This is a genomic window from Bradyrhizobium sp. AT1 (genome assembly GCF_001590795.1).
Lineage (GTDB): Bacteria > Pseudomonadota > Alphaproteobacteria > Rhizobiales > Xanthobacteraceae > Bradyrhizobium.
Genome location: NZ_JXDL01000001.1, coordinates 2193947 through 2216371 on the forward strand (window position 1 = coordinate 2193947; position 22425 = coordinate 2216371).

Genomic DNA, 22425 nt, shown 5'->3' on the forward strand with positions numbered 1-22425 from the left:
GTAGGCCTTGAAGTGCTCGGGCAGCTCCTTCTTGGTCGCGGCGCGGCCGGCAGCAGGTGCGGCGGTTTTCGGTGCGGTGCCCATGATGCTTGCTCCGTTCGATTCAATAGCCGCGCGCCAGCGCCGCCAGCTCGGTCTCGAGCGTCGGCTGGCGCTTGAAGATGGCGTCGATCAGCGCCTCCGCCGGCTGCTCACCGGGCTCGATCAATGCCGCCTTCTCGCTGCGGGCTGCGGGTGCGAACACGCGCTTGACGATGGTGGGCGAGCCGCGCAGGCCGCATTTGGAAATATCCTCGACGCCGGCATCCTGCGCGCTCCATTTCACGACCGGCGCACGGGCGGCACGCAGGGCGTCCGCCATGGCGCCGCGGCGGATCTGGTTGGTTGCCTCCAGCATGGTGACCAGGCACGGCAGCCTGGTGCGCAGCAGCTGCACGCCGCCTTCAGAGCGCCGCTCCGCGTCGATGGTGCGGGCCTGCAAGTCGAGCGCGCTGATCTTCGCGACATAGGTGAGCTGGAGCAGGCCGAGCCGCTTGGCGATGCCGGGACCGACCTGCGCGGTATCGCCGTCGATGGTCTGCTTGCCGGTGAAGACGAGATCAGGCGCGCCGAACTCGATCGAAATCTTGCGGATCGCGGTGGCGAGCGCATAGGTCGTGGCGAGCGTATCGGCGCCGGCAAAGAAACGGTCGGTCAGGAGCACGGCGCGGTCGGCGCCGAAGGTCAATGTCTTGCGGAGGCTGTCCTCGGCCGAAGGCGGCCCCATGGTCAGCACCGTAACCTCGCCGCCGAACTGGTCGCGCAGTTCGAGCGCGGCCTCCAGCGCAAAGAGGTCGTAGGGATTGATGATGGTCGGCACCCCCTGGCGCATAATGGTGTTGGTCACGGGATGCACGCGAATCTGCGCGGAGTCGGGGACCTGCTTGATGCAAACGACGATGTGCATGCGCTTCTCCAGGCTCCAGAACTCGGTTCAGATAAAGAACAGCAAGTGTCGTACCAACTGTGCAGAGGATGAAAATCGGATGCCGATACAGCGACTTAGAAGAGTGGCGGTATCGATTGCATCCGCTTTAGGCGGTGGAGCCGACAACGCTGCTGCGACACGCGTCGTAAATCCGACAGAGCCTGTGTTCACTTCAGCGTGCCGATCTGCACCAATGTCGGCGCGGCCTTCGTTTGCGGCGCGACGGCATCTTTCAGGACCTTGAACACGCGCTGGTCGATCGGCGACGACGCGACGAAGTCCGCATAGGCGCGCTCCAGCACGCTCTTGCATCGCTCCGCCACGACCGCGTCCGTCGCGCTGGCAAAATCCTCCCCGGCGAGGTACTGGCCCATGCGCCGCAGGATATGCAGCCGCGCCACGTTGACGACCTTGGGATCGTAATCGACCTCGAGCAGGGTGAAGAACTCTTCGGCCGCCGATGCCTTGTTGAGTTGTGCCAGGATGCCATCAGCCATTGTCGGTCTCCTCCGGATTCTGCGTCGCCGTACCGAGCGTATGTTGCGCTACGGGCGTGCCGGCGTCCCTGACGCGCTTCTGCATATGGGTCAGCCTAGCCTCGAGGAATTCGACGCGATCGAGCAGTACGGCGATGGCGTCTCCGACGGGGTCCGGCATCAGATGATGATCGAGGTCGATCCGGCCGACGACGCGGCGATGGCCGAGCTGCGGGCGCACGACGCGCGCGGGAATGCCGACGACCGTGACGTCGGGCGGGGTGCTGTCGATCACCACCGAATTGGCTCCGACGCGCGAGCCGGCACCGACCGTGATCGGCCCGAGGATCTTGGCGCCCGCACCGACCACGACGCGATCTTCCAGCGTCGGATGGCGCTTGCCGGGGAACCACGAGGTGCCGCCGAGCGTGACGCCGTGATACAGCGTGACGTCGTCGCCGATCTCCGCGGTCTCGCCGATGACGACGCAGGCGCCGTGATCGATGAAAAACCGCCGGCCGATGCGCGCGCCCGGATGGATGTCGACATTGCTCGCAAAGCGGCCGAACCAGGACAGGAGCCGCGCCGGAAAGCGCCAGCCGCCGGTCCACAGCCGGTTGGCGATGCGATACCAGATCACGGCATGGATGCCGGGATAAGTCAGGAGCGTCTCGACCTGGCCGCGCGCTGCGGGGTCGCGCTGGCGCACGCAGCCGATGTCCTCACGGATCAGTTTGAGCAGAGACGGCTTGACCGGTCCGGGAGGGGACGGTTCAGCGAGCGGAATGTCGACGACACAGGCCATAGTACCCTCACGCGCAATCGAGCAGCGAGCGATCGCGCACCTCGCGCCAGATCGCCGTCACCGTCTCGCGCCCGACGGCCCCCTTGTGCTCGACGGCATGCTGGCGGACACGGGCGAGGACGATCTTGGCTTCTTCCGTGTTGACGGCCAGTTGGAGCTCGGCGAGCAGCGCGGTGATCGCGGCGAGCCCCGAATGCTTGCCGATCACGATACGGTTGGAGCGGCCGAGCAGGCGAGGATCCAGCGCCTGATAGGTACGCTGGTCCTTCAATAGGCCGTCGACGTGAATGCCCGACTCGTGGGTGAAGACGTGCTCGCCGACGATCGCCTTGTTGAGCGGAATGGCGCGTGCGGCCGCCGCCGCGACCACGGATGCCACCTTCTCCAGTTCGGACAGCACCACGCCGGTATCGCAGCCGTAGAGCTGCTTGAGCGCGACGGCGACCTCCTCCAGCGGGGCGTTACCGGCCCGCTCGCCGAGGCCGATCACGGTGACGGAAGCGTGGGTCGCGCCAGCCTTGATCGCGGCGAGCGTATTGGCCGTCGCGAGGCCGAGATCGTCATGGCCGTGGAATTCAAGCTCGATGTCGGTGGTGCCCCGAAGGGCTGCGATCAGCGCAAAGGCGGCGTCGGGATCGAGCACGCTCAGCGTGTCGGCGATGCGGAAGCGCCGCGCGCCCGCGAGCTTTGCAGTCGCGATCAGCTCGACCAGGAAACCTATGTCGGCCCGCGAGGAGTCCTCGCCGCCGACCGCGACGTCGAGCCCCCTGTCGTGGGCGTAGCCGACCACCCGCCTCACCTGCTCCAGCGCTGCCAGCCGGCCGCCGCCGAGCTTGGCGGCAATCTGCACGTCGGATGAAGGGATCGACACATTCACCATGGAGACGCCGGCCTCGATGGCCGCATCGACGTCCGCCGTCCGCATCCGGCACCAGCCGATCGCGGTCACCGGCAGGTTGGCTTCGACGATGGCCCGGATCGCACTCACCTCCTCCTGCCCCATGGCGGGCGTGCCGGCTTCGATCTCGGTGACGCCAGCGGCGGCCAATGCCCGCGCGATCGAAACCTTTTCCGCAGTGGTAAAAGCAACGCCGGGCGCCTGCTCGCCATCGCGCAGGGTGGTGTCGTTGAGAATGACGGGTCGGAGCAGAGCCCCGTCGGATCGGGTCGTTGGACCGTAAAGCGCCATCTGCGTACTCCAAATCATTCATTCCAATCAGGAGTTCAGCAACCCCCGTGCCATCGTCAGAATGAACGCCAAGCATCTGAAATTGATGGGCTTATCGACGTCGCCCGCTTTGTCGCAAATACGACAGCGTCAGACAGGCGTGTCAGATGTCGACAGGCTTGCGGCGGATGTGGATGATGATGTCGAGCCGCGAGATCTCGTGGCCGGGCAAGGGATCCGGGACTTGCTCGAGGACGAGCGTCTCCGGCACGTCGATCAAGATATCCTCGCCATCCAGGTAGAAGTGCGGATGGACGGTCGTGTTGGTGTCGAAGAACGAGCGCGAGCCATCCGGACCGATGCGGCGCAGCAGCCCGGCCTGGGTGAACTGGTTCAGCGTGTTGTAGACGGTGGCCAGCGAGAGCTGGATATTGGCTGTGGCCGCCTCGGCAAAGAGCGTCTCGGCCGTGACATGCCGGTCGCCTTGGCCGAACAGCAGCTCCGCCAGCAGCACGCGCTGGCGCGTCGGCCGCAGGCCCACATCGCGCAAGCGGCTGAACGCGGAGAATGGACCGTCCCCGACCTCGCGTTGCGCCGGCGATTCCGAATCCAATGCCTCCGTGAAGGATATCTCCGGATACGCGTCCATGATCACCTCACGCCGTCAGCATGATCGCCGTCGCCGCGCAAAAACTCCCGACGGCGTTCGGCCATACGGGTCTCACCGCTCTCCTCACCGAAGCAGAGGTCGAAATCGTTGCATTGCGTGCAGACCGGCGTCGTGCACATCACGAATCCGTCGTCCTCGCACAGCATGCGATAGAAGAAGCGCTTCCAGCGCATGTTTCTGGTGTTGCGCGCCGCCAAGGGCGCGAAATGACGCATCAGCAGGCGGGACAATTCGGCCCGCTCGCGCAACCCGAGATCCTCCCACAGATGGTTCGGCTCCATCGCGCGGCGTGCGACCATCGCGGCGAGCCAGCGGCCGACCTCACCCTCGGACGACCGCTGAGCGAGCAACAGGTCGCGGACCATCATCGTCTCATCATCGCCCATCGTATCTGACCTGGAAATCCAGGCGACGGCTCGCACCTGCGCCGACGGAAAGCATTCGGCCAGCAGCTCGTTGAGCTCTTGCTCAGCGAGACCCGCGCGCTCGGCGAACGAGCCCCCATCCATGGCGGCCGCTGCCAGGATCGATGCCAGTACGTGGCGATCAAAATCGTCGTTGTCGTCGATATCCGCCTCGGCCGGGTCATGTCCGGTCAACAGGCGGTAGAAGGCCCTTCCGGCATGAGTCTCACCAGAGACCGCCTCTGCAAGGGGGAATGACAGCAGGTCGGTCCGGCTCGCTTGCGCTGCAATCACGGGAGACTCCACCGCTTTCGACGTGAAACCGATGCCGGCCTCCCCGGTCGGGGAGGCCGGCGGAGGATTACGCCGACATGGCGGCGAGTTCTGCGGCGGTCTTGCCGACGACGGATTCGTCGACCGGCTTCATGATGCCGTGCTCCATCAGCATGTCCTCGAGCTCGTCCATCGTGATCGGGGTCGGGATGATGCCCTTGCCGCCGTTGTTGTGGATCTTGTGCGCGAGCTTGCGATAGTGCTCGGCCTGCTGCGACTCCGGCGCGTATTCCAGCACCGTCATGCGGCGCAGCTCCGCGTGCTGCACGATGTTGTCGCGCGGCACGAAATAGATCAGCTGGGTGCCGAGCTTCTTGGCCATGGCTTCCGCAAGTTCCAGCTCCTTGTCGGTCTGCCGCTCGTTGCAGACCAGGCCGCCGAGCCGCACGCCGCCGGAATTGGCGTATTTCAGAATGCCCTTGGAGATGTTGTTGGCGGCATACATCGCCATCATCTCGCCGGACATGACGATGTAGATTTCCTGCGCCTTGTTCTCGCGGATCGGCATCGCGAAGCCGCCGCAGACGACGTCACCGAGCACGTCGTAGGACACGTAATCGATGTCCTCGTAGGCCCCGTTCTCTTCCAGGAAGTTGATCGAGGTGATGACGCCGCGGCCGGCGCAGCCGACGCCGGGCTCCGGACCGCCGGACTCGACGCAGCGGATGTCGCGGTAGCCGACCTTCATGACGTCCTCGAGCTCGAGGTCCTCGACGCTGCCGGCGTTGGCCGCGAGGCTCAAAATCGTGTCCTGCGCCTTGGCGTGCAGGATCAGGCGGGTCGAGTCCGCCTTGGGGTCGCAGCCGACGATCAGGATCTTGTGACCCATCTCGGCAAGCGCCGCGAGCGTGTTCTGCGACGTCGTCGATTTGCCGATACCACCCTTGCCGTAAAACGCGATTTGTCTCAGTGAAGACATGTTGCTCTCCATCAACCGATTGCCAATGACATCGCGCTCGTCGCGCGAGATTGCTTCTCTCTCAGAAGCCTGGGCCCGCGGGGTTCGGGAAGGAGAACATCGCTCGCCAGCAGCGTCGGCGTGTTCTCAGCCCTCACTCGTTGTTGCTGCGTTCAAATAGCAACTGGCGTGCCATTCGCTGCGCGCGCACTAAAACACTGATCGCGCTCGCGAAATATTTCGACGCCAGCGGCCGACAGAAGCTGTGTCGAACCCTACAGTGGTAGGGCCTCTGTCAGAAACCGGACAAGCAGCCCGGCGGCTACGGTGCGAATGCACCGCGATTCCGTCGCGCAAACGCGGAACGAAAATTGCTCATTCTCGATGTGAGGTAGTCAGAGGAGAATGTCAGATGCAGATTGGTGTCGAGACCGCCAAGGCCGTCGACCAACGGCGCGTATTCGTGATCGACGAAGACGAGATCACCCGCGCAGCGCTTCAGTTCATGCTGCATGACGAGATCGAGACGCACGAACTCGCCACGCCGGAAGAGGCCTACGCCAAGGGCGTGGACTGGCTGAAGCCCGACGTGGTGCTGCTCGGCGTCTCCTTTCTGAAGGCCCGCGGCCCTGCGCTGATCGGCGAGCTCGGCGACAGGTTTCCGGGCGTGCGCATTCTCGTCGTCACCGACAAGTCCGACGAGACCACCGCAGTCGACGCCATGAAGGCCGGCGCTCACGGCGCGGTAGTAAAGCCACTGACGCTGGAAGGCGTCCGCAAGAAGGTCGACACGATCCTCGGCCGCGGCGGCGCCGCGCCGCTGGTCCAGCTCAGCATGATGAAATAGGAGCCTCGGGCGTGGCGACAGTGCTGTTCTACCAGAAGCCGGGCTGCGGAACCAACGCCCGGCAGATCCGCGCGCTGGAAGCGGCTGGCCATCAGGTGATCGCGAAGAGCCTGCTGACGGAGCCCTGGACTGCGGAGCGTCTGCTCGCTTTCTTCGGTGCGACACCCGTGACATCCTGGTTCAACCCTGCGGCGCCACGGATCAAGTCCGGCGAGGTGAAGCCGGCAGAGATCGACGCAGCGGGCGCCATCGCATCGATGCTCGACGATCCCTTGCTGATCCGGCGCCCGCTGGTCGAAGCCGACGGCGCAAGATGCGCTGGCTTCGATCGCGAGCCCGTTTCCTCGCTGCTCGGCGGCGAGCGCAGCGACCTCCAGGGCTGCACGCGACCGGAGACGACGCCGCGTTGCGCGGAGCCATGAGGCTCAGCCCCGCGCCAGCACCATCACCAGGCGATCGACGCGCCGGCCTTGCGTCAGATGCTGCTCCACGATCTCGTCGATGTCCTCCGGCGTCGTCGGCCGGTACCAGACGCCATCGGGATAGACCACCATCAGCGGACCGGCACCGCAAAATCCGAGGCAGCCGGATGCTGTGAAACCGACATCGGTGAGTCCTTTGGCCTCGATCGCCTTGCCGAGCCGCTCCCACAATGGCCCGCCGCCGGACGCACCGCAGCTTCCACGCGGATGGCCCGGCGGCCGCTGGGTATGGCAAGCGAACACGTGATGGCGGTAGAGCTGCGGCAACGCGAACTCCTCGGTCAATCCGTCGCTCATGACGCCGCCACCGCAACGCCCTTGTCGCTCAGCACCGCAGCCAGCTCACCCAGCTTGAACATCTCGCGCACGATGTCGCAGCCGCCGAGAAACTCGCCCTTGACGTAGAGTTGGGGAATGGTCGGCCAGTTCGAGAACGATTTGATGCCCTCGCGAATGGCGGGATCAGCGAGCACGTTGATGCCGGTGAAGGGCACGCCAAGGCCGTTCAGGATCTGCACGACGGCGCCGGAGAAACCGCATTGCGGCGCGGCCGGCACACCCTTCATGAATAGCACGACGTCCGTGCCTGTAATGACGTCCTTGATTCGTTGTTCGATCGGCTCGCTCATGCTTTCATCCTTCCATTTTCATTTCGGCACCGCCGTTTCGAGCGCAAGCGCGTGCAGCGCCTCGCCCATTTGCCCCTTCAGGGCGGCATAGACCATCTGATGCTGTTGAATCCGGCTCTTGCCGGCAAACGCCCGCGAGACCACGCGCGCGCCGTAGTGATCGCCGTCGCCGGCGAGGTCGGTCACGATCACATGGGCGTCCGGAAACGCTTCCCTGATCAATTGTTCGATGTCCGGTCCCGCCATCGCCATGTCGCACGCTCCTGCTCTGCGCGAAGCTCCATGCAAGCGTCAAACCAGTTTCGGAACACGCGGGTTCAGAAGGGCTTGCGTGCCCGGCGCCGGGGTGATGTCCGACTTGCGACAACGCCCCATGCGCGCGTGTCGATGACGTGACGAACGCGGACGGCCTCGCTCTGGGCACCGAAATGATGCCTCACATCGGCCCCGAAACGCCGCGCTTTTCGCAGCATTTCAAGTCCGGCCCGGCTTTTGCTTTGCGAGGGTTGAGCCCGTATTCCGATACGCCAGACGAGGAACTCGAATTGTCCGACATAGACTCCAATCGATGCCGAATTCCGGCGAAGGCGAGCCGCGCATGACGGCCGTCCTCGTCGATTCCGACGGCATCAATTTCGGCGAGCTTGCGCCCGAAATCGACTCGCTGCTGCAGCAGGGTGTGGTCAGCTATCGCCGCGACCCGCTCGAGGCCGATCGCATCTTCCGCCAGGCCCTCGATGCCGCGCCGACCGAGCTTGCGGTCTATTTCTGCCTGTACAAGACTCACACCTATCGCGGCCGTCTCGACGAAGCCCTCGACATCGCCGAGCGCGGATTGCGCGAGGCCGCGCACCAGGCCGGCTGGAGCTCCGATTGGCGGCGCTGGCAGCCACAGGCCAGACTGCCCGACGGCGCCGGTCGCTTCGCGCTTTATACGTTGAAGGCGCTCGCCTTCATACACCTGCGCAAGGACGAGCAGAAACAGGCTCGCGAGCTACTCGCCGCGCTGCGCCGGCTCGACCCCACAGGCGCGGTCGGCTGGCCGGTCGTTGCGGCGCTCGCCGAGGGGCTCCAGTGAGGTGACGATGACGACCATAGCGCCTGCCGACAACGAGACGCTGATCGCCGGCATCATCGCCGCGCTGCGGACGGTTCACGATCCCGAAATCCCCGTGAACATCTACGACCTCGGCCTGATCTACCGGATCGAGCCGAAGGACGGCGGCCTGGTCGAGATCGACATGACGTTGACCGCGCCGGGCTGCCCGGTCGCCGGCGAGATGCTGTCGTGGGTGGAGAAGGCGGTGAGCGAGGTCAGCGGTGTCGAAGACGCCGCGGTCCGGCTGGTGTTCGATCCGCCCTGGGACTCATCGCGCATGACCGACGACGTCAAGCTCGAGCTTGGCCTGCTCTAGAGCAACCAGAGGCCCACCGGAGAGGAGATGATGCGATGATCGAACTAACCGCAAGCGACGGGGCAAGTTTCTCCGCCTATCGCGCCGAGCCGGCGGAGACGCCCAAGGGTGCCGTCGTGGTCCTGCAAGATGTTTTCGGCGTCACGCCCGAGATCCGCAAGGTCGCCGACGCCTTTGCGGCCAAGGGCTATGTCGCGATCGCGCCATCCCTGTTCGACCGGGTCAGGCCGGGCGTCATTCTCGGTCACGACGAGGCCGGCAAGGCCGAGGGTGCGGCGATCAGCGCGCAGGTCGGCCAGGAGCAGGCGATCTCGGATATCCAGACGACCGTCGACGCGGTGAAGGATGCCGGCAAAGTCGCGATCGTCGGCTATTGCTGGGGCGGCGACCTCGCCTACACCGCGGCCAACAAGGTCAGCAGCATCGCCTGCGTGATCGGCTATGACGGCCGCGAGACCGTTACCGACTATCGCGAGAAGCGCAAGGTGCCGACACTCCTGCATTTCGGCGACAGCGATCCGGAGCTGCCGCTGGAGGCCATCACGCAATTCCGCGCCTCGCGTCCCGACGTCAGCGCCTTCACCTATCCCGAGGCCGCCCAGGGCTTCGGCTGCGAGGAGCGCGGCAATTTCCGCGCGGATGCGGCAGAGAAGGCGCTCGAGCGGACCCAGTTCTGGATCTCGCAATATGTCGAAGGACAGCAGCCGATTCTGCTGAAGAATGCGGGCGCCTATGCCCAGGCGAAAACCGAGAAGAAGAAAAAGAAAAAGGCCGACGACGATCTCGGGCCGCCGACGGATTGAGGGAGGCCCGCGAGATGCTGCCGACGACCATTCTCATCGACGACGCACCGCGCTGCGTCGTGCGGCCGACCGACACCAGGGATCTCACTCGCTTCATCCGCAATGGCAAGGGCTTTTTGCTGGCCGAGAGGCCCGAGGGCACGATCACACACCGGCCGGCAAGCGACACTGAAATGGGAAAGTGGCAGAGCGGCCTTGCCCTGCACAGGGCGTGGGGCGGCGCGGAAGAAGAATTTTTCGGTCTGCCGCTATCGGATTGATACGGGGTCTCCCTTCAGGCGTGCCCGCCGCGCGCGTCATGCGGATTGCCCGCCTGGTTGCGCATCCAGTCGGCGAGCTTGGTGAGTGCGGCGTCGAGCTCCCCTCGCGCCGCTTCGTCGGCGACGGCCTCCTCCAGTGCGCCGCGCATGCAGAACAGCCACGCATCGCGCTCGGCGCTACCGATCGGAAAACCCATGTGACGCTGACGCAGCCGCGGATGACCTTTCTCCGGCGAATAGAGCTTCGGACCCCCGGTCCATTCGGCGAGGTAACGCTTCAGCACCTGCTTGGTCGATGTGAGGTCATCCGCATGCATGGCGCGAATGCCGGCCGCTTCGGGAAACTCGTCCATCCGGCGATAGAAGCTCTCCACCAGGCGGTCGACGGTTACGGAGCCGCCGATCCGCTCGAACATTGAAACAGTGACCACCGTATCGCTCATGCCAACGTCCTCTGCTGCAGGCGCCTACTCGTCCATGCTGGGCGACAGGATAACTTCGGCCGGCGCGCCCGGACCTTGATCGGCGACAAATTCGAGCGTGGAGACGCGGGACAGCCCGTCCCCGCTGTCCATCAGCACCACGGCGTCCTCCGGCAGCCCCTTCAGCCGATCGAGCAATTGGGCGACGGTCACGGCCAGTTCCTCCGCTAATCCGGATGGATCATGATTTCCATGGTCTCGTCATGATCGTCGAAGGCACCGAACGGGCGGTCGTCCTCGACCAGCCGCTCGCCGCACAGGCAGACTTCGCCATCCACCACTGCCAGCGCGATCGGCTGGAGGCTCTTTCCGTTGCACGGGCCGTCGATGCAGAGCCCGCTGTCGATCTCGAAGATCGCGCCGTGACGACCGCATTTGAGGAATGAGCGGTCCTGCGTGAAGAAATCGCCGCTGCCGATATTGAGCCAGACCCCGTCATGCGGGCAGGCGTTCACGTAGCCGACATAGGCGTTGTCGTGGGTCCGGATCACGACGATCGGAAACGGCCGGCTCTCGCCGGATGCATCGATGCGCGACAGGCTGAAGGCCCCGGCACCGCCGCGCTCGATGTCGTCACTGGCGCAGATGATGAAAACGTCGATTTCTTCCGGGCCCATGAGCGCTTCTCCAGCCGGTCAGGCCGCGGCCGGCGCTGCCGCCTGCTTCAGCGCCGCCAGTTCCTCCCGCGTCAGCCGGAATACGCCGCGACCGCCCGCGAGCGCCTGGTAGACGTCGCCGGCCTTGTCGCTGAGGAAGTCGAACCAGGCCTGTGGCGTGAGACCTTCGGGCCGTTCGCTGATCTCGACCACCGAGCCGTTCGGCGCAAAGCGGGCGTGAAGGATGACGTTCTGCGTTTCCATCGTTGTGCTCCCCGCACTCACAGGCCCGACGAGAAGCCGAGCAACTCGATCTTGACGTCCTCGGTGCCGAGCACGGTGGCCTGGCAGGCGAGGCGCGACTTCGAGCTGACGCCAACGATCGCATCGAGCTTCTCGTTCTCCAGCCGCGCGATCTTCGACAGGCCCTTGCGCCCTTCGTGCACGAAGATATGGCAGGAGCCGCACTTGGCCTGGCCCTCGCATTTGTGCGGGATCGCGATTTCCGCTCCGAGCAGCGCGGCCAGCAGTGTCGTACCTTCGGTCACGTCGATGATCTTGCCCTCGGGCAGGACTGTCAGTGTGGTCATGATCGTCATCCTCTCAAGTTGTACTCATCGTTGGTTCAGTAGATCGCCGCACCCGCCCCCACATTGATCGAGGCGTCCTTCATCGTCTCGACGATGAATTCGATCTGGCCGTCCGTCAGATGGGTGTGGAACGGCAGCGCCACGGCGCGATCGGCGATCTTCTCGGTCACCAGCAGATCGCCGCGGCGATAGCCGAGATCGAAGTAATGACGCTGTAAATGCAGCGGATGGCTGTAGGCCGCGGCTTCGACCTGCTCAACCCGGAGATCCTCGGCGATGGCATCGCGGCTGGAGCGGGTGAAGCGCGTGCCGAGATGCACGAGATAGAGGAACCAGTTCACCTCGGTCACGTCAGGCGCGACATAGGGCGGCTTGATGCCTTCGAAGGACTGCACGTGCGTCGCATAGAGCTGCTCGACCAGCCGGCGACGTTCGATGATCTCGTCGATGCGCCTCAATTGCGCCAGCCCAAGCGCAGCCGCGAGATCGCTGATTCCGGCCTGATGGGATGGGGCCGAGCCGACCACAACCGAGGAGCGCTCGGTGAGCCGGTGCGAACGGTGGCGACGCAGCGTCACCGCAATGTCGATGTCGTCGGTGACGACCATGCCGCCCTCGCCGCAGGTCAGCAGCGAGGGCTGCGCGAAATCGAACACGGCGATGTCGCCGAAGCTTCCGACCAGCCTGTCCTTGTAGCGCGAGCCGATCGCCTCGGTGGAATCCTCAAGCAGGACGAGACCGTGCCGTGCCGCGATGTCGCGCAGCCCCGCCCAGGGTGCCGGGTGACCGTTGGTATTGGCTGCGAGGATGGCCCGCGTCCCGGGCGTGACGCGCTCTTCCACTTTCTGCGGTGCCAGCGTCCCCGACCAATAGTCGATATCGGCGAACACCGGACGCGCACCGGCAAGGCTGATCGCATGCGCGGTCTCGCGGAACGCATAGGACGAGGCGATGACCTCGTCTCCTGCGCCGATACCGTAGGCCTTCAGCGCGAGCATCAAGCCGATCGTGCCGCTGGGCACCGCAATCGCATAGGCCCGGCCGACATAAGCGGCAAATGCCGCTTCGAACTCTTCCGCGAGCGGACCGCTGGAGATCCGCGGCGAGCGCAGGACGGCATCGACTGCCGCAATCTCCGCCAGCGTAACGTCGGGGTCGGAGAGCGGAATGAAGTCGTGGCCGGTCTCGACCGCGAGCTCGCCAGCTTCCGCGACGTCATCATAGGCGAGAGCAGGCTCGGTCATGATGCGGCCGCCCGCCTGGCCAGCACGATACCGGTCGCGCGTGCCGGATCGTCGGTGATCGCGGCGCAATGATCGGCGCTGTCGAGCAGATGCAGGTCGAACACCCCAAAGCTGCGGTAAGGTGTCTCAGTCACGTCGGACGCATCGCAGCGGATCCAAGCGAGATGCGGGAACTTCCGCCGCAGCTCGAGATAGGCCTGGGGCGCCGCGTCCCACGACGTCAGCACCTGCTCGATTTCAACCAGTTCGATTGCCGCCAGGGCCATCCTTCCAACTCCCGCTATTGCCAGAACACACGTTCCGGATCGGCATTCAGGATCTCGGTCACCGACGCCAGCCGTCGGTGCACGCCATGCAGTTCCCACGCGCCGGTCGCGTGATCCTTGCGAAACAGCTTCCAGCTCGCGCTCGCCGCATCGTGATGCAGCAATGCGACGTCAATGACGCCGCCCTCCACGTCGATGTTGCGCGAGCAGCAGGGGCTCTCGACGAGATAGCCGCCGGTTACGCCCTTCACGACCGGCGAGACGTAGCGATAGCGCTTGCGCGATCCGAGTGCGCGCTCGATTCGCCTGCGGTCGAGCTCGTTGGGATGCGCAGGCAAGCGCAGCTCCGGCTGTCTGAGGACCGCGGCGTTCATCGCACCACCCCTATAGCGGACTGATTTCTTCTTCGAGGCATCCGACCACCAGTCGCTCGCCGAACTCGACCAGGTAGATCGGCAGATTGGCGTCGGTATGCCGGCCGACCTGGACAATCTCGCCAGCGTGGCCGACGCCGACGAGCAGACCCTCGGCCGGCGCATCTGGAAACGAGCCATCATTGTGCAGGTCCATCGCGGCTTTCACGCGCTGGCCCCATTGATACTTCGGCAACTTCGGTTCGATCATCATGATGCAGCCTCCGGCAGCGGAATGTCCTCGACCGCATCGCGCGGGGTAACGGGATCGAGTTCCTTGCGCTTCATCCCGACGCGGTTGCCGCTTTCGAGGAATTCGACGCCATAGATGTAGAATTGCTGGAGGAACGTGCCGATCGAGACCACGTAGCCAATCTCGCCCTTCTTGGCGAGGATGTCGCCGATCTCCTTGCCGGCATAGGTTCCGTCGTTGCGGATGGTGCGCTTGGCCCGCACTTTCTCGCCGAAGGTGAAGAACGGCGCGGCCGTCAGCTCGACGATGTCGCTGTCGCGGACGATGTTGCTCATGGCGAGGCTCCCGTTTCTCGTTCCAGCCGCACGGCGACCCGCGACCGGGCGACTTCGCGCACCAGCTCGTCCTGATCCTCGGCTAGGCCGACGAGTTCGCCGACCATCGCGCGGCTTGCGACCTCGTAACGGATGCGCCAGTCCGGATCGTGCCGCATCAACGCGAGACGATCCGGCGACAGCCGCTGCGCGACCTCGAGCCGTACGGCCGCGTCGCGGTCGCTGCTCATGCCGAGCAGCCATTCATCGGGGATGCGCCGGGCCACGACGCGGCGCACTTCCGCCTCCTCGTCATTGATCATCCGGCCGAGCAGCAGCGGCGCGAGCCTGCGCGCGACGACGAGGCGAACGTAATAGTCCTGGTCCGAGGCCATCGGCAGCAGCTCGTCGCCGTCGATCAGGGTGGCAACCCGCATCCTGACCTCGCGATGCGGATCCCCACGCAATCGCAACGCATAGCGCTTGGGCAGGCGGCGGACCGCGTTCCAGCGCACGGTTTCGTCGACGTCGCCGAGCAGCGGGGGGAGCAGGAACAGATTCGCTGACTTTGCGGCGATCGCGCGCACCTCGAAATGCGGATGGCCGAGATAGCCGTCGGCAAGGCCGGGATTCCAGTTGAAGAAGCGGTCGATCCGGCGCGCATAGCGGTCGTTGACGCAGGCATGCCTGATGCGGCAACCGCCGCCGGCGTTCAGCGCCAGGTGCGCGCAGCCGGAGCAATCGACCTGGTCGCCCCGCCAGTCGCGGGCCTCGTCGATGTCGTCAGTCATCGTCCTGCCCCATACGTTCGAGAACGCCGAGCAGCACTTTCGCGCCGATCTTGTCGGAGGGATCGAGCTCCAGCAACTTCAGAACCGCCCGCTGGCCCTCGTCGGTCCGCCCGAGCCGCATCTGGAGGTACGCATAGCCCTTCAGCGAGAACAGGAAGAACCGCGGCAGTACGCTCTCGTAACGGCCAAACGCGGCATCGCCGGCCGAGACGTCCCGCCAATCGGGCGGCAGACCGCTGTCATGCGCCGCCTTGGCGAGGCAGCGGGTCGCGATCTCCAGCGCCTCGGCGAGGCGTCCCTTGTAGAAATAGAAGCGATACAGCCCGATCAGCACCGCCGCATGGCCCGGCGCCAGCGCTTCGGCTTCGCGCAGGTGGCTCTCCGCGATCCCGTCCAGATGATAGGAAAGCCCGGCCTGCCACAGATGATGCTCGGCTTCACCAGGCAATCCGGCGCCAAGCAACGCGCCGGCGACCAGCGCGTCGCTGAACTCGGGTTGCGGATCGAGGCCGGCGTCGTGCAGCATAGGGACCGCCTAGTGATGACCGCAGGAGACCTGCTTCGGATCGTGGAACACCAGCCCGGTCTGGGTCGGCGTATCCGCGAAATCGATAGTGACGCCGTCGAGCAGCAGCCGGCTCTCGGCCGGAAGGAACAGCTTGACGCCCTCCCGCTCGACCACGGCATCTCCTGCCTGCGGCTCCGCCCGAACGCTGATGTCGGCCGCAAGGCCCGAGCAGCCGCCCGGACTGACGGCGAGTCGGAAACCGCTGCCCATGCCGCCGTCGACGCGGAGCATCATGCGCATGAATTTTTGCGCCGCGGGTGTGATCGTGAAATTCATCTCTTTCCTCCCTCAGGCCGGCGCCTGGTAGCGCGGCAGCGACATATCGATGACGCAGGTATTGTCGACCGGGCAGACCGCCACGCATTGCGGTTCGTCGAAATGCCCCAGGCACTCGGTACACTTCTTCGGATCGATCACGAACGTCCCGCCCTTTTCGCGGATCGCGACATTCGGACATTCCGGCTCGCAAGCCGAGCAGCTCGTGCACTGCGAAGCGATGATCTTGAACGGCATCGGGTCCTCCTCAAGCCGCCGAGATCAGCGCGCCCTGGCGGATGGCCGCGTCGCCCCGCTCGACATGCTCGATCTCGCCGCTGTTCACCTTGTCGAGATAGGCCTTGAACCAGGCGATCGCCGACTTCTCGATGAACTCATGGGCGTATTGATCGACCGGCTCGATCCCGGCGTTGATCAGGTCCCCCTTGGGGCAGCCGCCGATCTTGGCCACGAACACTGCATGGCAGTCGTTGATGGCACGGATGATGGTCTGGAGGCTGTCCTCCTCGCCGTAGCCGCCCTGGCAATAGAGGTCGACGCGGCGATGGCCGACGAATTTCGCGCCTGCGGTGGAGAGCTCGTAGACCTGGAACTCCTTGGCATGGCCAAAGTGCTCGTTGATCAGGCCGGAGCCCTTGGTCGCGACCGCGGCCAATACCTTGATGTCGCTGGACGCACCTGCCAGCTCGGCGAGCTCCTCCTGCTTTGCCACGACCTTGGCGACGCGCTCCTCCTCGACCTTCTCCTGGTAGGCCTTGCGGGTCTCGGCGTCGTACTTCACCTCCATCGCCATGATCTTCTCGGTGGTGAACTCGGCGCTGCGGTCTTCGCCAAGCAGGCCGACCGCGTCGGCGCGACACTGGCGGCAGTGCCGCATCATGTTCATCTCGCCTTCGCAGGAATCCTGCAGCGCCTTCAGCTCCTGCGCGCTCGGACCGCGCTGCCCGTTCAGACCGAACACGGTGCCGTGCTCGGGCGCGGAGATCAGCGGCATGATGTTGTGCAGGAAGGCGCCGCGCGATTTCACCGCCTTGTTGACCTCGACCAGGTGCTGGTCGTTGATCCCCGGGATCATCACCGAGTTGACCTTGCAGAGGATGCCGCGCTCGGTGAGCATCTCCAGCCCCTGGAGCTGGCGGTCCGTCAGGATCTTGGCGGCTTCATAGCCGGTGTAGCGCTTGTGCTTGTAGAAGATCCAGGGATAGATCTTCGCGCCGATCTCGGGATCGACCATGTTGATGGTGATGGTGACGTGGTCGACGTTGTACTTCGCGATGGTGTCGACGTGGTCGGGCAGCATGAGGCCGTTGGTCGACAGGCACAGCTTGATGTCGGGCGCCGTGTTGTAGATCAGCTCGAAGGTCTTGAAGGTCTTTTCCGGATTGGCCAGCGGATCGCCGGGACCGGCAATTCCAAGCACCGTCATCTGCGGGATGGTGGAGGCGACCGCGAGCACCTTCTTGGCGGCCTGCTCCGGCGTCAGCTTCTCGCTGACCACGCCGGGGCGCGATTCATTGGCGCAGTCGTATTTGCGATTGCAATAGTTGCACTGGATGTTGCAGGCCGGCGCGACCGCGACGTGCATGCGCGCGTAGTGATGATGCGCCTCTTCGCTGTAGCAGGGATGGTTCTTCACCTTCTCCCAGATCTCGGTCGGCAGATCGCCCTGCCCGGCCTGCGATCCGCAGCTCGCCTTGCCGCTGCCGCCGCTGGTGCCGCAGCCCTTGTGCTCGGCGATGTTCTGCATGATCTCGCCGATCTCGGCCACGTTGCCGCCGTTGCTCACTTCGCTTTGCGCTGAAGCATCCATCGTTCAGTTCTCCTTGCAGGCCGAACAGATCTGGTTTTCGAGAAGCGTCCTAAGAGTCGTTCTAGAAAGGTATTAGCAACCCGCATGCCATCGCTGCGCGGCTCGACTTTCGCGGCCTTCTTCAAGGACTTAGCGCAAACGTCGGAGAATGTCGGATTGCCAACGCGTGTTGGAAAGGTGACAGGCGCGACGTCGTCGACGATGCGCACAAATGCCAAGCTTGATCTCGCCGCGCGACGGTCACGCAGCGAGACCAGGTCGGGCGATGCAATGAAGATCACCCCGCCAGCACGATCTCGATGGCGCGCGGAAGTGGAATGGCGAGCGGGGTCAGGCCCTGGTTCACGAGGAAGCGCAGCTCGTTTTTCGAGAGCGCATCGGGTTCGACCACCGCATAATGACTCTCAGCCGAGCGCTTGGACACCTGCCTTGCATAGGTACGCAGGAGCTGGTCGTTGAAGCGACAGCCGAGGAACAGGAAGCTGCGGCCGGTGCGCCGCGCCTTCACTTCGTCCGGAATCGGCGTCTGAATGTCGATCTCCGTCAGCACTTCGACATAGTCGGCGTCCGAGATCAGGAAGTTCTTCGCCGGCGCGACGCTGCCATGAGGCTTGTAAAGGATCGTGGTCCAGCCCTTGGCCTCCGCGCGATCAACCTCCCGGCCGGCCGCGTCGTAGAAGCGATACCAGCGGTCCTCGCCGATGCCGGCGCGGGTGATGCCCTGGATCTCGCCCCAATCGCGGCGCTCGCCGAAGGCGCTGCGCATCGCGCCGTCATACCAACTATCGACGATAAGCGGCAGCGGCAGCGCGGCGAGATGACGCTGCAGCGCCGTGGGCTCAACGGGTGTTGCGAAGGCTTCCGTCATCAGTGCGGTAACGGTGGCACGATGGCGCGTGCTTTCGATGTGCTGCGCCGCCGCCCAGGCGTTGCCCCTGGCGCGCCGCGGCAGCGCGACCTTGGTGCCGAGGAAGGCCGCCAGCGCCTCTGGATTCATCGGCACCGCCGGCGCCGCCAATTCGGCGACACCGGGCCCGAGATAGGGAATGACGTCGCCGGCGCGCATGCGCGCGACGACGCTGCCGAGGATGGCCTCGGCGTCGGCGGGATTGGCGAAATCGATCTGGGGGACCGGTGCGTTCATCACTCGTCTCCATCTCCGCCGCGCTTCTTCGCATTGATCGTGATCGGTAGCCTGGTATCGTCAGCCATTTGGGGCAAGTCGAGCACCCAGCCATTGGCGATCCTGATCCAGCCGCCCCACAAATTCTCGTGCTCGGATTCGACGATCGGTTCCTCGAGGTCCTTCTTCGGCACGTAGATCGACAGCCCGGTCTCGGGCGAACGGCGAATCATGACTTTCACAGGCTGAGCTCCTCGGTCAGAGAGGTGTCGCTCGCGCGCTCTTGCCAGGACGGAGACAATGCTCTCAGTTTCGATAGGATGTCCGGCAGCACGTGCAGGACGCGGTCGATCTCGTCGGCCGTGGTTTCGCGGGACAGCGAGAAGCGGATCGCGCCGCGCAGCGCCTGCGACGGCACGTTCATTGCACGCAGCACGTGCGAGGGCTCCATCGAGCCGGAAGCGCAGGCCGATCCCAGCGAGGCGGCAATGCCGGCCCGATTCAGATGGTGGATGATCGCCTCGCCCTCGATATGCTCGAAGGCGATGTTCGACGTATTCGGCAGCCGGCTTTTGACGTCGCCGAGCACCATGCAGTGGCCGAATTGCAGGATCCCCTGCTCCACCCGGTCGCGCAGCGCGGCGACCCCGGTCCGCTCCTGCTCCAGCTGCGTTCCGGCGAGCTCGGCCGCCTTGCCCAGGCCGACGATGCCGGGAACGTTTTCGGTGCCGGCACGGCGGCGGCGCTCCTGCGGACCGCCCTGGATCAGCGGCTTGAATTTCGCCCCCTTGCGCACATAAAGCGCGCCGATCCCCTTGGGACCGTGCAGCTTGTGGCCTGACAGCGACAGCATGTCGATCTCGGTAGCCTTCAAATCGATCGGAATCCGTCCGACCGCCTGCACCGCATCGGTGTGAAACAGTGCGCCGGCGGAGCGGGCCATCTTCGCCAGGAACTCGACCGGAAAGATCGTGCCGGTCTCGTTATTGGCCCACATCACGGACGCAACCGCAGTGCGAGGGCCGAGCGCGCGCCTGTAGGCCTCGATGTCGAGCCGGCCGCGTCTGTCCACGGGGACGAGATGGCTCTTGATGCCGCGTCGCGCGAGATCCTCGAGCAGCGACAGCACCGCAGGATGTTCGACGGCCGTGGTAACGATCTCGTCGCGTCCTTCCTGCACGGCGAGCGCCGACAGGATCGCGGCGTTGTCAGATTCGGAACCGCCCGAGGTGAAGACGATCTCGTGATCGAACGCAGCGCCGATCAGACCCTGGACACTGCGCCGCGCCTGCCTCACCGCCTGGGCAACGCCGCTGCCGAAGGTATGCACTGACGACGCATTGCCGAACTGCTCGGAGAAGAACGGCAGCATTGCCGCGACGACGGAAGGGTCCGTGCGGGTCGTCGCGTTGTTGTCGAGGTAGATCGGCCGCACGGAATCCCTCTCTCGGTGTCGGGCCTGCTCAGTGACGAGGCTTGGCCGCTCCGGCAACGGGGATCAGGCGAACGAACTCGCCAAGCCGTTCGATTAGGCGTGCCTGGATGCCCTCCAGCGTCGCGCTGGCGAGCTTGCAGAACACGCAGGCTCCGGTGAGCCTGACCATGATCTTGTTGCCGTCGATCTCGAGCAGCTCGCAATCGCCGCCGTCGCGCTTGAGATTCGGCCGGATCTCGTCGAGCACGGCGCGCACGATCTGCTCGCGGCCCGAAGGTTCGGCGGCCGGCGGCTGTTTCAGGTGTTCGGATTCGACGAGCATTTCACATTCTCTTTGTTGCGGATCTGATCGAAGGAGACGGCTCAGCTGAACGACTTGCCGCAGGAGCAGCTCGACTTCGCGTTGGGATTGTCGAAGGTGAAGCCGGAGCCCTCCAGCGCGACGACGAAGTCGATCGTGGTGCCGTCGAGATGCTCGTGGCTCTGGTTGTCGACGAACACTTTCACGCCGCCGCGCTCGATCACGGTATCGTCGGGCTTGGCCTCCTCGGCGATACCCATCATGTATTTGAAGCCGGCGCAGCCACCGGTTTCGACCATGATGCGCAAGCCGCTAGCCGGCTGCGCCGCCGAGGAGATCGCGGTCTTCACCGCATTTACCGCACTGTCCGTCAGGTTGATCATCTCGCCCTCGCTGTCTGGGTCCCTTGCAACGAAGGATCGCAAGTCCCGTGCCAGAGCGCATGCGTCTGAAACTGCTGCGTTTTCGTCGGTCGCTGGGTTGTTGCCTTTGCGACGCCTGTCGGCTTTGCGACACGCGGCCTTGGCGGTGCCGGGACAAACGGAATTGGCAACGCGATACCGGACGCTCCGCAGCGGCCACGCAAACCGGTACGGATTCACGCCGCATTCGCACTTTCGGCGCTGCGCGCACAGTCGGCAAACTCCTTGCATAAGGGCCATCGAAGCCTTCGCGCAGGCCAACAGCCGCGTGGCAGATGAAACCAGGAGAGATTCATGACGTCGATCGACAACACCGCCCTTGGCCGCCTGGATAAGGAGGGCCGGCTGCTGAACGCGGTGCTGAAGGGCGATACGACCAAGCCGGGGCGCTTCGGCTTTCGCGGCGATATCGCGCTGAAATTCCAGGCCCAGGTCGCCGACGAGAAACGTCCGCCGGATTATTCGATCGAGCAGGTGCTGACCGTGGCGCAGGAAGGAGAACCGACTATACCGGTGCTCGCCGGTTACCTGCACTCCTACGCCTATCTCGCTGACGTCGCGAAAGTATTGGACGGTGCGCTGAGCCCGAAGGGCAGCTATTTCATGTTCTGCAACAACATCGACTTCCTGGCGAAATACCGCACCAGGATCGGCGACATCGAGTTCCAGGTCTTGCCGTGCGACGAATCGACGGTGTGGAAGGAGATGATGGACCTCGCCGGCGTCGACAAGAACGACATCAAGAAGCTCGATACCGCCGGCAAGCTCGACTATCTGCTCGACGCTGCAAAGGATCTCGACGGCTCTTATACCGAGATCTCCTTCGAAGACGGCGTCGCGAAGATGGAGCCGGTGAAAAACCGCAACGAGAACCGCCCGGTCTGACGCATCGGCGTCAGATCTCTTCCCCGCAAGCCGTCTCGTCGTCCTCGACCAGCGTTACGCCGGTGACGCAGACATCGCCGTCGAGCACGGCGAGTGCGATCGGCGTCAGGCTCTCGCCCTTGCACGGCCCATCGACACAACGGCCGGTGCCGAGCTCGAAGGTGGCGCCATGCTTGCCGCACAGCAGCCGGGTGCCGGTGCCGTCCAGGAACTGGTTACGTTCCCAGTCCAGATTCACGCCATTGTGCGGGCAGCGGTTGAGATAGCCGAACACCTGCCTGCCCCAGCGCACGATCACGATCGGCCAGGGCCGCGGTGCTCCGTCCTCGCCGACGATCATGAGATGAAAGCCGATCGCCCGCTGGCTCGGAATGTCGTTGAAGGCGCAGATCGCATAGGCGGTATTCTGGTCCATGCCGTCCTCTCTCGCGGCCGAATGTTTCGAGGGCATTGCAAGAATCGCGCTAGGCGCGGCGGAGTGCGCTCCACTTGTTTTGTACGGAAGTCGACACGTGCGCTCCCCCACTGTCGGGGCAATTCGGCCAGGCTCGGCATAGGG

38 protein-coding genes are annotated in these 22425 nt (G+C 64.7%); 7 read left to right on the forward strand and 31 right to left on the reverse strand.

Annotated elements, in window-relative coordinates; all coding sequences use genetic code 11:
• Positions 1–103 precede the first annotated feature (103 nt).
• The 7 genes from SE92_RS10585 to nifH all read right to left on the reverse strand — a co-directional run bounded on the left by SE92_RS10585 (position 104) and on the right by nifH (position 5742).
• Positions 104–946, reverse strand: a complete 843-nt coding sequence (locus tag SE92_RS10585) for an electron transfer flavoprotein subunit beta/FixA family protein (RefSeq protein ID WP_063195646.1) — start codon at positions 944–946, stop codon at positions 104–106.
• Positions 947–1134: 188 nt separating this feature from the next.
• Positions 1135–1464, reverse strand: a complete 330-nt coding sequence (gene nifW, locus SE92_RS10590; RefSeq protein ID WP_063195647.1) for a nitrogenase stabilizing/protective protein NifW — start codon at positions 1462–1464, stop codon at positions 1135–1137.
• Positions 1457–2248, reverse strand: a complete 792-nt coding sequence (cysE, locus tag SE92_RS10595) for a serine O-acetyltransferase (protein WP_063195648.1) — start codon at positions 2246–2248, stop codon at positions 1457–1459. Before cysE ends, nifW begins: the two co-directional genes overlap by 8 nt.
• Positions 2249–2255: 7 nt before the next feature.
• Positions 2256–3437 carry a homocitrate synthase gene (gene nifV, locus SE92_RS10600; RefSeq protein WP_063195649.1) on the reverse strand — a complete coding sequence of 394 codons (1182 nt, stop codon included), beginning with the start codon at positions 3435–3437 and terminating at the stop codon, positions 2256–2258.
• A 142-nt stretch (positions 3438–3579) separates the two neighbouring features.
• Positions 3580–4065, reverse strand: coding sequence for a Fur family transcriptional regulator Irr (gene irr, locus SE92_RS10605; protein WP_063195650.1), 486 nt, complete (start codon positions 4063–4065; stop codon positions 3580–3582).
• 2 nt (positions 4066–4067) lie between these two features.
• Complete coding sequence (locus SE92_RS10610; protein ID WP_063203450.1) at positions 4068–4754, reverse strand: nitrogen fixation protein NifQ; 687 nt, start codon at positions 4752–4754, stop codon at positions 4068–4070.
• A 97-nt stretch (positions 4755–4851) separates the two neighbouring features.
• Complete coding sequence (nifH, locus tag SE92_RS10615; RefSeq protein ID WP_063203451.1) at positions 4852–5742, reverse strand: nitrogenase iron protein; 891 nt, start codon at positions 5740–5742, stop codon at positions 4852–4854.
• 391 nt (positions 5743–6133) lie between these two features.
• Here nifH and SE92_RS10620 point away from each other — a divergent pair, with 391 nt between their 5' ends.
• Complete coding sequence (locus SE92_RS10620) at positions 6134–6568, forward strand: response regulator (protein ID WP_063195651.1); 435 nt, start codon at positions 6134–6136, stop codon at positions 6566–6568.
• An 11-nt stretch (positions 6569–6579) separates the two neighbouring features.
• Complete coding sequence (locus SE92_RS10625) at positions 6580–6990, forward strand: ArsC/Spx/MgsR family protein (RefSeq protein WP_063195652.1); 411 nt, start codon at positions 6580–6582, stop codon at positions 6988–6990.
• Positions 6991–6993: 3 nt separating this feature from the next.
• Here the strand turns inward: SE92_RS10625 and SE92_RS10630 are convergent, their stop codons facing one another.
• From SE92_RS10630 to SE92_RS10640, 3 genes are read right to left on the reverse strand one after another with little or no spacing between them, the layout of a single operon-like run.
• The gene (locus tag SE92_RS10630) at positions 6994–7347 is read right to left on the reverse strand and encodes a (2Fe-2S) ferredoxin domain-containing protein (protein WP_063195653.1); all 354 of its coding nucleotides are present in this window, start codon (positions 7345–7347) and stop codon (positions 6994–6996) included.
• Positions 7344–7679: a Grx4 family monothiol glutaredoxin gene (gene grxD, locus SE92_RS10635; protein ID WP_063195654.1), complete on the reverse strand. Its 336-nt coding sequence runs from the start codon at positions 7677–7679 to the stop codon at positions 7344–7346. Before grxD ends, SE92_RS10630 begins: the two co-directional genes overlap by 4 nt.
• A gap of 18 nt (positions 7680–7697) precedes the next feature.
• The gene (locus tag SE92_RS10640; RefSeq protein WP_063195655.1) at positions 7698–7931 is read right to left on the reverse strand and encodes a BolA family protein; all 234 of its coding nucleotides are present in this window, start codon (positions 7929–7931) and stop codon (positions 7698–7700) included.
• 346 nt (positions 7932–8277) lie between these two features.
• Here SE92_RS10640 and SE92_RS10645 point away from each other — a divergent pair, with 346 nt between their 5' ends.
• The 4 genes from SE92_RS10645 to SE92_RS10660 are packed head-to-tail and all read left to right on the forward strand — an operon-like array spanning position 8278 to position 10157.
• The gene (locus tag SE92_RS10645) at positions 8278–8757 is read left to right on the forward strand and encodes a hypothetical protein (protein ID WP_063203452.1); all 480 of its coding nucleotides are present in this window, start codon (positions 8278–8280) and stop codon (positions 8755–8757) included.
• 7 nt (positions 8758–8764) lie between these two features.
• Complete coding sequence (locus SE92_RS10650) at positions 8765–9094, forward strand: iron-sulfur cluster assembly protein (protein WP_063203453.1); 330 nt, start codon at positions 8765–8767, stop codon at positions 9092–9094.
• A gap of 35 nt (positions 9095–9129) precedes the next feature.
• Entirely contained in the window at positions 9130–9897 is a 768-nt protein-coding gene (locus SE92_RS10655) for a dienelactone hydrolase family protein (RefSeq protein WP_063195656.1), read from the forward strand.
• Between the two features lie 14 nt (positions 9898–9911).
• Positions 9912–10157: a hypothetical protein gene (locus SE92_RS10660; RefSeq protein WP_063195657.1), complete on the forward strand. Its 246-nt coding sequence runs from the start codon at positions 9912–9914 to the stop codon at positions 10155–10157.
• 14 nt (positions 10158–10171) lie between these two features.
• Here the strand turns inward: SE92_RS10660 and SE92_RS10665 are convergent, their stop codons facing one another.
• The 20 genes from SE92_RS10665 to SE92_RS10755 all read right to left on the reverse strand — a co-directional run bounded on the left by SE92_RS10665 (position 10172) and on the right by SE92_RS10755 (position 20942).
• Entirely contained in the window at positions 10172–10600 is a 429-nt protein-coding gene (locus SE92_RS10665) for a group II truncated hemoglobin (RefSeq protein WP_063195658.1), read from the reverse strand.
• A gap of 24 nt (positions 10601–10624) precedes the next feature.
• Positions 10625–10792, reverse strand: a complete 168-nt coding sequence (locus SE92_RS36610; protein WP_167523652.1) for a hypothetical protein — start codon at positions 10790–10792, stop codon at positions 10625–10627.
• Between the two features lie 14 nt (positions 10793–10806).
• Positions 10807–11256 (reverse strand): Rieske (2Fe-2S) protein, encoded by a 450-nt coding sequence (locus tag SE92_RS10670; protein ID WP_063195659.1) that lies wholly within the window; start codon positions 11254–11256, stop codon positions 10807–10809.
• A gap of 18 nt (positions 11257–11274) precedes the next feature.
• A complete protein-coding gene (locus SE92_RS10675; RefSeq protein ID WP_063195660.1) occupies positions 11275–11499 on the reverse strand; it encodes a hypothetical protein in 225 nt (74 codons plus the stop codon).
• A 17-nt stretch (positions 11500–11516) separates the two neighbouring features.
• A complete protein-coding gene (locus tag SE92_RS10680; RefSeq protein ID WP_063203454.1) occupies positions 11517–11825 on the reverse strand; it encodes a 2Fe-2S iron-sulfur cluster-binding protein in 309 nt (102 codons plus the stop codon).
• Positions 11826–11860: 35 nt separating this feature from the next.
• Positions 11861–13069, reverse strand: coding sequence for a DegT/DnrJ/EryC1/StrS family aminotransferase (locus tag SE92_RS10685; RefSeq protein WP_063195661.1), 1209 nt, complete (start codon positions 13067–13069; stop codon positions 11861–11863).
• A complete protein-coding gene (locus SE92_RS10690; protein WP_063195662.1) occupies positions 13066–13335 on the reverse strand; it encodes a DUF6129 family protein in 270 nt (89 codons plus the stop codon). The genes SE92_RS10685 and SE92_RS10690 overlap by 4 nt, the downstream gene beginning before the upstream one ends.
• A gap of 14 nt (positions 13336–13349) precedes the next feature.
• The gene (locus SE92_RS10695; protein ID WP_063195663.1) at positions 13350–13709 is read right to left on the reverse strand and encodes a DUF3024 domain-containing protein; all 360 of its coding nucleotides are present in this window, start codon (positions 13707–13709) and stop codon (positions 13350–13352) included.
• Positions 13710–13719: 10 nt separating this feature from the next.
• Complete coding sequence (locus SE92_RS10700; protein ID WP_063203455.1) at positions 13720–13959, reverse strand: nitrogen fixation protein NifZ; 240 nt, start codon at positions 13957–13959, stop codon at positions 13720–13722.
• A complete protein-coding gene (locus SE92_RS10705; protein WP_063195664.1) occupies positions 13959–14276 on the reverse strand; it encodes a nitrogen fixation protein NifZ in 318 nt (105 codons plus the stop codon). The genes SE92_RS10700 and SE92_RS10705 overlap by 1 nt, the downstream gene beginning before the upstream one ends.
• On the reverse strand, positions 14273–15046 hold the full coding sequence (locus SE92_RS10710; RefSeq protein ID WP_063195665.1) for a 4Fe4S-binding leucine-rich repeat protein: 774 nt from the start codon (positions 15044–15046) through the stop codon (positions 14273–14275). Before SE92_RS10710 ends, SE92_RS10705 begins: the two co-directional genes overlap by 4 nt.
• Positions 15039–15572: a tetratricopeptide repeat protein gene (locus SE92_RS10715; RefSeq protein ID WP_063195666.1), complete on the reverse strand. Its 534-nt coding sequence runs from the start codon at positions 15570–15572 to the stop codon at positions 15039–15041. The genes SE92_RS10710 and SE92_RS10715 overlap by 8 nt, the downstream gene beginning before the upstream one ends.
• 9 nt (positions 15573–15581) lie before the next feature.
• Positions 15582–15890, reverse strand: a complete 309-nt coding sequence (locus SE92_RS10720; protein WP_063195667.1) for a HesB/IscA family protein — start codon at positions 15888–15890, stop codon at positions 15582–15584.
• A 12-nt stretch (positions 15891–15902) separates the two neighbouring features.
• Positions 15903–16127, reverse strand: a complete 225-nt coding sequence (locus SE92_RS10725; RefSeq protein WP_063195668.1) for a 4Fe-4S binding protein — start codon at positions 16125–16127, stop codon at positions 15903–15905.
• A gap of 10 nt (positions 16128–16137) precedes the next feature.
• Positions 16138–17700 carry a nitrogenase cofactor biosynthesis protein NifB gene (gene nifB / locus SE92_RS10730; RefSeq protein WP_063195669.1) on the reverse strand — a complete coding sequence of 521 codons (1563 nt, stop codon included), beginning with the start codon at positions 17698–17700 and terminating at the stop codon, positions 16138–16140.
• Positions 17701–17977: 277 nt separating this feature from the next.
• Positions 17978–18844, reverse strand: a complete 867-nt coding sequence (locus SE92_RS10735) for an SIR2 family NAD-dependent protein deacylase (protein WP_063195670.1) — start codon at positions 18842–18844, stop codon at positions 17978–17980.
• Positions 18844–19065, reverse strand: coding sequence for a putative nitrogen fixation protein NifT (gene nifT, locus SE92_RS10740; protein WP_063195671.1), 222 nt, complete (start codon positions 19063–19065; stop codon positions 18844–18846). The genes SE92_RS10735 and nifT overlap by 1 nt, the downstream gene beginning before the upstream one ends.
• Complete coding sequence (nifS, locus tag SE92_RS10745; protein WP_063195672.1) at positions 19062–20258, reverse strand: cysteine desulfurase NifS; 1197 nt, start codon at positions 20256–20258, stop codon at positions 19062–19064. Before nifS ends, nifT begins: the two co-directional genes overlap by 4 nt.
• Before the next feature lie 28 nt (positions 20259–20286).
• Positions 20287–20580, reverse strand: coding sequence for a NifU family protein (locus tag SE92_RS10750; RefSeq protein WP_063195673.1), 294 nt, complete (start codon positions 20578–20580; stop codon positions 20287–20289).
• Positions 20581–20621: 41 nt separating this feature from the next.
• Positions 20622–20942, reverse strand: coding sequence for an iron-sulfur cluster assembly accessory protein (locus SE92_RS10755; protein WP_063195674.1), 321 nt, complete (start codon positions 20940–20942; stop codon positions 20622–20624).
• A 333-nt stretch (positions 20943–21275) separates the two neighbouring features.
• Between SE92_RS10755 and SE92_RS10760 the strand changes: the two genes are divergently transcribed.
• A complete protein-coding gene (locus SE92_RS10760) occupies positions 21276–21866 on the forward strand; it encodes a hypothetical protein (RefSeq protein ID WP_063195675.1) in 591 nt (196 codons plus the stop codon).
• A 10-nt stretch (positions 21867–21876) separates the two neighbouring features.
• Here the strand turns inward: SE92_RS10760 and SE92_RS10765 are convergent, their stop codons facing one another.
• Positions 21877–22281: a Rieske (2Fe-2S) protein gene (locus SE92_RS10765; protein ID WP_063195676.1), complete on the reverse strand. Its 405-nt coding sequence runs from the start codon at positions 22279–22281 to the stop codon at positions 21877–21879.
• Between the last annotated feature and the right edge of the window lie 144 nt (positions 22282–22425).